This is a genomic window from Tenacibaculum aquaeponti, assembly GCF_057221555.1.
In genome coordinates this window covers 1,619,521-1,631,204 of the sequence record NZ_CM170147.1, presented here as the reverse complement: position 1 = coordinate 1,631,204, position 11,684 = coordinate 1,619,521, and the positions used below count along the sequence as shown (strand labels likewise).

The window sequence follows — 11,684 nt, the reverse complement described above, 5'->3', positions numbered from 1 at the left end:
CTATTGCTTTGAAATGATGATTTTCTCGTTTTGTTTCGCTACTAATTGTTTAAAGAAGTCTTTAACTGTAGGGTAGTAAGTTGGTGAAATCACAGCACTGTTAAATTGTAATTTAGAATTTACTTGTATGGTTTTCCCGTCTTCTGTTACCATAAATTTAAAAAAGCCAAGATCATCAGGAATACCAATAGCTAATTGTTCTGGTATAAATTCTACTTTGTATCCTTCTGGTATTTTGATAGAAATTTTATTAGAATCACTCCAAGGTGTAGCAAAATCAATTGGAAAATTTCTTTCGTCACTCTTAAATGGGTTTTGTTCCATTGTTAAGAATAAAAGTGGATTAATATACAGTTTACCATTAATTTTTTCTACTAAGTCTTCGGAAGAAAACTTAAACATTCTGCTCAATGGCTTTCCAATATTTTTTTCATTTCTACTTTTAAAGTCATCGATTTCTATATTGTAATTTTCTTCAAACTTAGAAATTAGTTCATCTTCTTTTAAGTGGTTATAACGTTTTCTACTTTGCATAGCGCTTAGTTTTGTTTTCGATTGTATTACAAAACCAGAGCAAGTTCCATCGTCTTCGATAGTTAATTTTACTTTGTTTTCTTCAGTAGAATGAGAAGAAGAACTTAATTTTACCCATGAAGAAGTTCCATTCTGTAGTACTTTTCTACCATTCCAATTTAAAGCTCTTACAGGTAAAGAATTTGGTAAAGAATAAGGTTCTGTAGCATCTAAAAGAGCATATTTTCCATTAGCAAATTCTACCATGCTAATTACATAGTTAAAGCCATCTAAAGTAGGGAAAATAGGAACTCCATTAGAACGAGAACTCACTAAAACAGGATTAGCATTTAATCCAGCGCTTCTTAACATTGAAGTTAACATTAAGTTGATGTCAGCAGCGTTCCCTACTCCATCTTTATAAGCTTTTTTAACTCCTAATTCTGTGTATTTATTATAGTTCCCATTCCATTTAACTTTTGATTTTACAAGTTGGAAAATAGCTCCAAGTTTTTCGTATTCGTTTTTAGCTGTACCAAGTGCAGCAGCTAATTCATCCTTATAGTAGCTAGATTTATTTAATTCGTTTCCAAAACTGCTGTATGAATAAATTTTCTTACTTACATCTTCCCAACTTGTTGCATAATATTTAGGAGAGCTATCGGGCATTCTTACAAAAGATAATTCGTATTTAATACCACCTCTGTAGTTGTTAATATTAGAAACAAAAGGTTCAGAATCTTTTAATGCTGGAATATCTTTAGCATTATAATGGTCTACATTTTTCGTGTAATCAATAGAAGAGTTGCTAAAACTCGTTCTAACAATTCCTTCAGATCTAGATTTTGACGTAATGTTAATTTTTCCTCTTTTACGAGACGACTGTACAGGAACTGCGTAATATCCTTTAGAAGCTTTTCTAAAATTGAAGTATTCTGGAGTTTCTATAGAAACATCTAAAAGATCAACAGGAATGTCATATTGAAAATTCACAGGATCGATACTTGTGATAAAAGGAGAAGTAACCGTATACATTAAGTCGATAACAGTTCCTTCTTTTACATCTGGGAATACAATTTTTACAGAAGTGAAATTATCATTTATTTTTTCTTTAAATTGGTGAGAACTTTTCAATTTTGTTTTTACAATTTTTCCGTTTTCATTGTTAAAAGCGTATCCCTTTATTTTAATGATTTTTTCTCTTGTACTTCCATTATTATAAAGAGTAATTAAAAAAGTACCTTTCTCTAAAGCATCTTTAGAGTACACTTTTATTCTTTTGTGAATATCAGTAGTCATCATAAAACCATTGTTTTGATCGTACAAATAAGCGGTTCTTCTTTTGTTGTAAAGATAAGCTGCTGTAGCTGTAGAGTCTTTCTGGTGTTCTTTTTGTAGAATGACTTCTTTAGAGACTTTTCCAAATTTTATTTCTTGGGCAAAATTTTTACTTGTAAAAGCTATTAAAAATAGCGTAGATAAAATTAAGTTTTTCATAGTATTGATAAGTTAGTTTTTGTAAATAGCAATTCTCGCATTTTCTAATTTTGTGATACTTTTTCTGAATTTCCTATATAATTTATAATCTTCTTTAGGATAAGTTCCTTCTTTTATTAAAATCGATTTATTGTATTCTAAGGTTTTATCATCGATCTTTTTTATTGATGTTTTATATTCTCCAAATTTATTACTGATAGTTTTTTCTTCAGGAAGTTGTTGTATGCTAAAACCTTCAGGAATTGTTATAGTGTATTTATCTGTGTCTTTAAAACCTCTTTCTATTTGTAAAGGAAGTTTTCTGTTTCTATATCGTTTTGGGATGTAAGAGTTTCTGTTGAAAACATTAACTCTAAATAAAAATTCATTTCCGTTCAAAGTAGCATAATCATTAATGGCGACATCTAATTTTTCATTAAAAACAATATTGTCTTTATCGTTATTGATGTCGATTTTATTTATGCTCATGTTATTGTTGTAATCCCAAAGATTAGATAAGTAATACTTTTCTAAATCACTTTTAGATTTCTTATCTAGAGCTTGTTTACTGTCATATTGAATTCCTTTCGATGTGATATCAATTTTACCAGATAAACTTCCATTAGAATTTAAAATAATATTAGCAGAAGTGTGTTGTGAATTAAAATCATTTTTATAAGCAGGAGTTCTTTTAATAACACCGCCTTCTGTAGTAATTACTAAAACATCACGATCATCTGTAAAATCACCTAAAAAACCAAACGGCATAGTTTGACTAGTACATTCTAACCAAATATCTTCTCCATTGTTATTAGGAATATTTAAAATTACATGATTACCTTGCATAGATGTAAAGTCTTTATCAATGTCTCTACGTTCTTTAGCATAAACAACACTATAATTAGCTTCAACACCTACAGCATTCAGTAAAGCTTTGGTGTAATTAGTTAAGCCTTTACAATCTCCATAACCTAATTTATCTACTTCTTCAGCAGAAATAGGTTCCCATCCACCAATTCCAACTTGTACACTAATATATCTAGTTTTGTTCTGCATATAGTTGTAAATGGCTTTGGCTTTATCGATGTCATTATCAAAACCTTTAATAAGGTCCTTAGCTTTTGCAATGGTAGCAGGAGTAAGAACTATTTTATCATTTAAAAGTTTGCTGTCCATCCATTTCCCAAATTCATTCCAGTTAGATCCGCCACCTGAAACACCTTTTAAAGTAAATTGATCTAAAGCAACCATTAATGAAGGAAACAGATCAGAAAAACCAACTGTACTTCTTTCATATTCAGTAGCAGGTTGGTTTGCTATTTTATAGTGGATTTGGTTTTCTGAAACTTTTTCTATTGGGTAGCCAGAAAAATTCTTCTCTTTTTTTCTTAAGGTTAAGTTTTTAGGATTGTTAATTTTATATTCAGCTTTTTGAATAGCAGTGTAAAATGAACCTATTGGATACCATCTTGGAATAAAACCTGTAGAAGATGTCGAATATTCAGATTCAAAAACAACAGTGTATGGATATTGAATAGGGGTGTAGTTGATGTATTTCATACGAGCATCAGAGTATAAAGTTCCTCCATCAACAGCACTTATGTCTATAAACTTTCCTTTACTGTATTTTTTTATTTCTTTTCCGAATTTATCATAAACTTTAGCAGAAAGTTTAGTGATTTTTGTGTCGTCATCATAATTTGCATAAGTGTCAATTTCGCTATTTCCTTCTTTGTTTAAAACAGTAACAACCCTTTTTTTGTATACAGTCATTCTGTTTGAATTTTCAATGTTAACTTCAATGTAGTTTTCACGTATTACAGCATTAGCATCTTTTGTTAATTCAGCAGGTATAGTTAGTATCGATAATTCAGTATCTTGTGCTGTTATACTTAATTGTAAAAAGCAGATTATAAGAAGAGTAAGTTTTTTCATAGTGTTTTTTGGGTGCGAATTTAATAAAAAAAATAAAACCCCAAAAAGGGGTTTTAAATGCTATTTGTGTAATTCGCTGAAATATTTGTAAAAATAAGGTATAGTTTCAATACCTTTTAGATAATTCCATATTCCAAAATGTTCATTAGGAGAGTGAATTGCATCGGAGTTTAATCCGAATCCCATTAAAATAGTTTTGCTTTTTAATTCCTGCTCAAATAAAGCTACAATTGGAATGCTTCCTCCACTTCGTTGAGGTATTGGAGTAACTCCAAAAGTTTCTTGATATGCTTTACTTGCTGCTTGGTAACCAATACTATCTATAGGAGTAACATAGCCTTGCCCTCCATGATGAGGAGTTACTTTTACTTTAACACTGTCTGGGGCGATACTTTCAAAGTGAGACTTAAATAATGTTGTTATTTCTTCCCAATCTTGATTAGGAACTAAACGCATAGATATTTTAGCATAAGCTTTAGAAGCGATAACCGTTTTTGCTCCTTCACCAATATAACCTCCCCAAATTCCATTAACATCTAAAGTTGGTCTTATAGAGTTTCTTTCATTGGTAGTATATCCTTTTTCTCCATATACATCATCTATGTTTAAAGCATTTTTATATTCTTCTAAAGAGAAAGGAGCTTTGGCCATTTCATTTCTTTCCTCTTGAGAAAGTTCTTCAACTTTATCGTAAAACCCAGGTATAGTAATATGATTGTTTTCATCATGTAATGAAGCAATCATTTTAGTTAAAATATTGATAGGATTAGCTACAGCACCACCATATAAACCAGAATGTAAATCACGATTTGGCCCAGTTATTTCAACTTCCACATAACTAAGTCCTCTTAATCCAGTAGTTATAGAAGGTATATCGTTAGCTATCATTCCAGTATCAGAAATCAAGATGACATCATTGGCTAGTTTTTCAACATTTCTAGGAACAAACCAAGCTAAACTTTCAGAACCAACTTCTTCTTCACCTTCAATCATAAATTTAACATTACAAGGTAAATTTCCTTCAGAAGTCATGTATTCTAATGCTTTTACATGCATGTACATTTGACCCTTGTCATCACAAGCTCCTCTGGCAAAAATTGCTCCTTCTGGATGAAGTTCTGTTTTCTTGATAACTGGCTCAAAAGGAGGAGAATCCCATAACTCTAATGGATCTGCTGGTTGAACATCATAATGTCCGTAAACTAAAACTGTAGGTAAATTAGTATCAATTATTTTTTCACCATAAATAATAGGGTATCCAGGTGTTTCACATAATTCTACTTTATCGCATCCAGCTTCCTTAAGAGACTTCATAATAGAATCAGCAGTGTTTAAAACATCCTGAGAAAAAGCTGTGTCAGCACTTATAGAAGGGATTTTTAAAAGATCAATAAGTTCATCAATAAAACGTTTCTTATTTTTTTCAATATATTCTTTAACGGTGTGCATTATGTCTTTAATTATTTATGCTAAGTTACTTTTTTTCTAGAAAAAATAATTAAGAACAAGTTTGTAAAAGAGTAAATTACTAGAATAAAAAAAGAAAATTTTAGAAATACGCGTTTTTAAGTTTGAGATTTGAATAGTTTGTGTATATTTGCACACCAAATTTTAGTATTAGCGGGTGTGGTGGAATTGGTAGACACGCTAGACTTAGGATCTAGTGCCGAAAGGCGTGGGGGTTCGACTCCCTTCACCCGTACAAATGAAAAACGCAAATAAGACTACGATAAGTAAGCTTACTTTGCGTTTTTTTTTTATTTTTTAAGTTAGTGTATTAAAAATTAAAATAGTAGTAGTTGGGGGAAGTTAAGAACATACTATTTTTTTTGTTACTTATATTGGTGCATATTGGTTGTAACGATTCTAAGATTCAAAAAAAGAACATAATTGGATTTTCACAGTTTTCTTCTAGTGAAAATAGGAAAAATGCTGTTGTTCAGTCAATGAATATAGAAACAGGTTTTCATAAAAACATTGTTTTAAGTGTATCAGATTCTAAAGCTGATGTAGACAAGCAAATTTCGGATATCGAAAATTTTATAAAAGAAAAGGTTGATGTTATTATAGTGTCACCAATTGCTCCAAAACCTCTAAAGCCAATTATTAAAAAAGCTGTAAAAAGTAAGATACCTGTAATTGTTTTAGATAGAAAAATTGATGTTTATGATTCTTTTATTGGAGTAGATAATTATGAAGTTGGAGTTAATGCAGCAAAATACTTGAAATCATTAAAGAAAAAAATTAAAATTTTAGAAATTAAAGGCTGGGCAGGAACAACTCCAACAAAACATATTAGTTTAGGATTTAGAAAAAAAATTAAAGATGATGATGATTTAGAATTTGTAGGTTCTGTTCAAGATAGTTATGATGGGTCTGGGATTGAAGAAAAGCTAGAGAATTTGTTAAATGAAATCGAACAGATTGATTATGTTTTTGCACACTCTGATGATTTAGCACTTAAGGCTTATAATATTTTTAAATCATCAAAACACAAAGATGTAAAGTTTATTGGAGTCGGAGGTTTAAACTCCGAAAATGAAGGACTAGATTTAGTTAAAAGAGAGATTTTTGAAGCAACAATTTTAAGTCCAACAGGAGGGAAAGAGGCTATACAAGTCGCAATGAACTTTATAAGAGGTGTTGAAGTGAAATCTGAATTATTATTACCATCTGTTATAGTTGATGCAACCAATGTAGAATTGTTAAGTAGACAATTAAGTCTTATTAAAGATCATGAGTCAGATATAGAAAGACAACAGTTAAAAATTAATGAACAAATTAAACTGTATAATTCTCAACGTGATTTTTTAATAGCGACATTAATTTTCTTAGCAATAATAATAACGTTATTGGTTATTTCATTATTGGCAAGAAAAAAACTGATACAGCAAAAAAGATTATTGGTGAAATTAATTGATCAAATAGACAAACAGAAAAAAGAAATTGAGAAAATAGCAGAAGACTTAAGAATAACCAATGAAACTACAAATAACTTTTTTATGGGGGTTTCACATGATTTTAAAACTCCTATTTCATTAATATTATCTTCTACAGAATCATTAATAGGGTCAGAAAGTCAGCAAAAATCTAATGAGTTCAATTTGATTTATAATAACTCTAGAAGACTTTTAAGAATGATAAATCAATTATTAGATTTTAGAAGAGTAGAAAGTAGAAGTTTTAAGCTAAAAGCTTCTAAAACTAATATAGAATCTTTTGTTACTTCAATATTTTCAGAATTTAACAGTGAAGCAAACAAAAAAAAGATAGATTTTTCATTAAAAGTAAAAATTAATGAATCAGAGGTTTTTATTGATAGAGATTTATTTGATAATATATTGTTCAATTTACTTTCAAATGCGTTTAAATTTACTCCTATAGGAGGTAAAATAGAAGTTGGTATTGAAGACACAATTAATAAATTCTTTATTTCTATTAAGGATACAGGTATTGGGATACCTAGTACTGAAAAAGAAAAAATATTTAATCAGTTTTATCAAGGTACCAATAATCAAAAGTCTAGTTCCGGAATAGGTTTGTTTTTAACAAAAGAATATATAAAACTCCATAAAGGAGATGTCAGGGTGATTTCAGATAAGGATAAAGGAGCTGAATTTGTTATTTCTATTCCAAAAGGAAAAACACATTTGAAAAAGGAAGAAGTAGTTAATTTAGATTTAAAAGAAATTCAAGTACAAAAAAAAGATTTTATAGAAGTAGTTGATTTTAATTTAAAGAAATCAAGCGCAGAAAAAGAGAGGTTGTTAATAATTGAAGATAATAATGATTTAAGAGAGTTTTTAAAAGATAAATTATCTGAATTTTATGAGGTTTATGATTCCGATGGTATAAGGGTTAAAGATAAAATATTGGAAACTATTCCAGATGTGATTATAAGTGATGTGAATTTACCAGAGATAAATGGTTTTGAAATCTGTGAAATGGTAAAGAAAGATGAAAGAACATCACATATTCCAGTTTTAATTTTAACGGCGTTAAAAACAGATGAAGCACATTTAAGAGGCTTAAAATCTGGTGTAGATATGTTTTTAACTAAGCCATTTAATTTATCAGTATTATTTCAATCAGTAGAAACATTATTATATAATCGTAAAAAACTTCAAAAGTATTTTAAAGAAAATACAAAGAATTTAAAAGAAGAAAAAACTAAAGAACAAAAAAGAAAAATAAAAGACAAAGAGTCTGATTTTATAAATAAAATAGATAATTTAATCGAATCAAATATAGATGATTCTTCTTTTACTGTTGAAGTTCTAGCAGATGAATTAAATATTTCTAGAGTACAATTATATAGAAAGATTAAAGCTTTGTTAGGAATTACAATTAGCGATTATATTCAGAATATTAGATTAGAAAAAGGAAAAGAAATGTTGTTAACAGATAATTCGTTAAGTATAGCAGATATAGCTTATTCAGTAGGGTTTTCTTCTCCAAATTACTTTTCTACAGCATTTAAAGCTAAGTATGGAGACACGCCTAAAAAATATAAAAAGGGAAAAACTAACTAGAATTATACTTTTTTTGTAACATTTTTAAAGTAATTAGGGTTAAGTTTTTGTTTTTTAAAGGCTTGTGTGTTTTTTTTAAAATTGTAACATTATTGAAGTTAATAAGAACAAAAGTAACTTAACTTTGTGTATATAATCTAATATTTGTGATTTCTTACGGGAAAAACTAGTAAAAGAATTGGGGGATTATTTTACACTTTATCCAAATAAAGATTATAAAATTAAAGCGCGATTATATCGCGCTTTTTTTTTGTGTAAATTAAGTATTTGCTGGTTTAAAAGAAAATTATTTTCTTTATCTAAAATTGTTAAAGAAAAAAATATGCTAGTTAAAGTTTTTGGATCAGCTCTGTTCGGAGTTGATGCTACCACTATTACCGTTGAAGTAAATATAGATAAAGGAATAGGTTATCATTTGGTAGGCTTACCTGATAATGCTATTAAAGAAAGTAATTTTAGAATTGCAGCAGCATTACAAAATATAGGTTACAAAATCCCTGGTAAAAAAATTACAATTAATATGGCGCCTGCAGATCTTAGAAAAGAAGGTTCTGCTTATGATTTAACTTTAGCTATAGGTATTTTAGCTGCGTCAAATCAAATAAAAGCAGATAAGATTAGCGATTATCTAATAATGGGAGAGTTGTCTCTAGATGGAAGTTTACAACCTATTAAAGGAGTTTTACCAATTGCTATAAAAGCCAAAGAAGAAGGTTTTAAAGGTTTCATTCTACCATTACAAAATGCAAAAGAAGCGGCTGTTGTTAATGGGTTGAATATTTATGGTGTTCAGAATATGAAAGAAGTTATCGGTTTTTTTGATAAAGAGAATGAACTTACAGAGACTTTAATTGACATAGAAAAAGAATACAGCGATCAATTAGAAAACCCTGAGTTTGATTTTGCTGATGTTAAAGGTCAGGAAAGTATTAAACGTTGTATGGAAATAGCAGCAGCTGGAGGACACAATATAATATTGATAGGTCCGCCAGGTTCAGGTAAAACAATGTTAAGTAAAAGACTATCATCTATTCTTCCTCCTATGACTTTGGATGAAGCTTTAGAGACTACTAAAATTCATTCTGTAGTAGGTAAAGTGGTTAATTCTGGCTTAATGTTAGATCGCCCTTTTAGAAATCCTCATCATACGATTTCAGATGTTGCTTTAGTAGGTGGAGGTTCTTATCCTCAACCAGGAGAAATTTCATTGTCTCATAATGGTGTGCTATTTTTAGATGAATTACCAGAATTTAAAAGAAGTGTTTTAGAAGTAATGCGTCAACCACTTGAAGATCGAGAAGTAACAATTTCTAGAGCTAGATTTACAGTGACTTATCCTTCTTCTTTTATGTTGGTTGCAAGTATGAATCCTAGTCCTGGTGGTTACTTTAATGATACTGACAATGTAATACATTCTTCACCTCTTGAAATGCAACGATATTTAAGTAAAATTTCTGGTCCTTTATTAGATCGAATAGATTTACATATTGAAGTAAACCCAGTCCCTTTCGAAAAACTTTCAGACACCAAAAGAGGTGAATCTTCACTAATCATAAGAGAAAGAGTCACAGCAGCTAGAGCAATCCAAACAAAGAGATTTCAATCTTTAGAAAATGTACATTATAACGCTCAAATGAATACAAAACAAATACGAGAGTATTGCAAATTGAATGAAAGTTCAAAAAAATTATTAAAAACAGCTATGGAACAATTAAATTTATCTGCTAGAGCTTACGATCGTATTTTAAAAGTAGCTAGAACAATTGCTGATTTAGATAATTCTGTAGATGTAATTGAAAATCATATTGCTGAAGCCATTCAGTACAGAAGCTTAGATAGAGAAGGATGGTTAGGTTAAAAAATGTAATGAAATAATAATTCTCATTTACTATTTTTGTCCAATGTTTTTGAGAACTGAACATACCTTTTTCCTTGAAAATATAGAAGATTTCAAGAAAAAACTGTTAAAATGGGGGCAAACCCATGAAACTGTCGTTTTTTTAGATAGCAATAATTACAAGCAACAATACTCGAGTTTTGATTGTGTATTGGCTGTAGAAGAATTTACATCTATAAAAACAGATTATTATAATGCTTTAGAGAAGTTAAAAGAATATCAATCTTATAGTAAAGATTATTTGTTTGGATATTTGTCGTATGATGTTAAGAATGATGTAGAGAAACTGTATTCAAATAATTATGATGGTTTAGCTTTTCCAGATATTTATTTCTTTCAACCTCAAAAGATTATTTCAATAAAAGGAAATGAGGCTAAGTTTTTATATTTGAATGCTTTTGATGATGAAATAGAAGATGATTTTGAAAGTATTTTAGGGGCTAGTTTATCGGTAAAATCGGATCAGTCAAAAGATGAAAAATCACCAGTAAAAATTAAGCTTCGAATTCATAAAGATGAATATTTTTCAAAATTAGATCAGATATTAAAACATATACATAGGGGAGATATTTATGAAGCAAATTTTTGTCAAGAATTTTATGCTGAAAATGTGAATATCGATCCATATTCGATTTACAGAAATTTGAATACAATTTCCGAACCACCCTTTGCAACATTTTTTAAACATGAAGAATTGTTTTTATTGTCTGCTTCTCCTGAACGTTATTTGAGAAAAGAAGGAAGTAAAATTATTTCTCAACCTATAAAAGGAACAGCTAAAAGAATGGTTAATTCTATCGAAGATGATAAAATAGCTTTTGATTTGGCTAGAGATGAAAAAGAACGATCGGAAAATATTATGATTGTCGATTTGGTTAGAAATGATTTATCAAGATTGGCTAAAAAAGGATCAGTAAAAGTTGAAGAACTCTGTAAAGTATATTCTTTTAAACAAGTACATCAATTAATATCAACTGTTGTTTCAGAAATTAATAAAGATGTTCATCCTGTAGATATAATTAAAGAGACTTTTCCAATGGGAAGTATGACAGGCGCGCCCAAAATTTCTGCCATGGAAATTATAGAAAAGTTAGAAGAAACAAAAAGAGGATTATACTCCGGAGCTTTTGGGTATTTTACTCCAGAAGGTGATTTCGATTTTAATGTGGTGATACGCAGTATTTTATATAATTCTGATAAAAAATATGTATCTTATTCCGTAGGAGGAGCTATTACAGCGAAGTCTGTACCAGAAAAAGAATATGAAGAATGTCTGTTAAAGGCAAAAGCAATGAAACAAGTATTAACACAAAATACCAATAGTAATTAAG

6 protein-coding genes and 1 tRNA gene are annotated in these 11,684 nt (G+C 29.3%); 4 read left to right on the top strand and 3 right to left on the bottom strand.

Translation table 11 applies throughout. The features are described from left to right. The 3 genes from AC2TEO_RS07180 to AC2TEO_RS07170 are packed head-to-tail and all read right to left on the bottom strand — an operon-like array spanning position 1 to position 5,373. A complete protein-coding gene (locus tag AC2TEO_RS07180) occupies positions 1-2,010 on the bottom strand; it encodes a DUF3858 domain-containing protein (protein ID WP_442267450.1) in 2,010 nt (669 codons plus the stop codon). A 12-nt stretch (positions 2,011-2,022) separates the two neighbouring features. Further along, a complete protein-coding gene (locus AC2TEO_RS07175) occupies positions 2,023-3,924 on the bottom strand; it encodes a DUF3858 domain-containing protein (RefSeq protein ID WP_442267449.1) in 1,902 nt (633 codons plus the stop codon). 60 nt (positions 3,925-3,984) lie between these two features. Next, positions 3,985-5,373 (bottom strand): dipeptidase, encoded by a 1,389-nt coding sequence (locus AC2TEO_RS07170; RefSeq protein WP_442267448.1) that lies wholly within the window; start codon positions 5,371-5,373, stop codon positions 3,985-3,987. A 171-nt stretch (positions 5,374-5,544) separates the two neighbouring features. Here AC2TEO_RS07170 and AC2TEO_RS07165 point away from each other — a divergent pair. The 4 genes from AC2TEO_RS07165 to pabB all read left to right on the top strand — a co-directional run bounded on the left by AC2TEO_RS07165 (position 5,545) and on the right by pabB (position 11,683). Beyond that, a tRNA-Leu gene (locus tag AC2TEO_RS07165) sits at positions 5,545-5,626 on the top strand. A 127-nt stretch (positions 5,627-5,753) separates the two neighbouring features. Then, positions 5,754-8,456, top strand: a complete 2,703-nt coding sequence (locus tag AC2TEO_RS07160; protein WP_442267447.1) for a hybrid sensor histidine kinase/response regulator transcription factor — start codon at positions 5,754-5,756, stop codon at positions 8,454-8,456. Positions 8,457-8,778: 322 nt separating this feature from the next. Further along, positions 8,779-10,314 carry a YifB family Mg chelatase-like AAA ATPase gene (locus AC2TEO_RS07155; protein WP_442267446.1) on the top strand — a complete coding sequence of 512 codons (1,536 nt, stop codon included), beginning with the start codon at positions 8,779-8,781 and terminating at the stop codon, positions 10,312-10,314. 43 nt (positions 10,315-10,357) lie between these two features. Continuing rightward, positions 10,358-11,683: an aminodeoxychorismate synthase component I gene (pabB, locus tag AC2TEO_RS07150; protein ID WP_442267445.1), complete on the top strand. Its 1,326-nt coding sequence runs from the start codon at positions 10,358-10,360 to the stop codon at positions 11,681-11,683. Position 11,684: the final 1 nt, after the last annotated feature.

Bases quoted from the DNA above. Each gene is read 5' to 3' on its own strand.
- AC2TEO_RS07170 (WP_442267448.1), bottom strand. From the start codon at position 5,373: ATGCACACCGTTAAAGAATATATTGAAAAAAATAAGAAACGTTTTATT.
- pabB (WP_442267445.1), top strand. From the start codon at position 10,358: ATGTTTTTGAGAACTGAACATACCTTTTTCCTTGAAAATATAGAAGAT.
- AC2TEO_RS07175 (WP_442267449.1), bottom strand. From the start codon at position 3,924: ATGAAAAAACTTACTCTTCTTATAATCTGCTTTTTACAATTAAGTATA.
- AC2TEO_RS07180 (WP_442267450.1), bottom strand. From the start codon at position 2,010: ATGAAAAACTTAATTTTATCTACGCTATTTTTAATAGCTTTTACAAGT.
- AC2TEO_RS07155 (WP_442267446.1), top strand. From the start codon at position 8,779: ATGCTAGTTAAAGTTTTTGGATCAGCTCTGTTCGGAGTTGATGCTACC.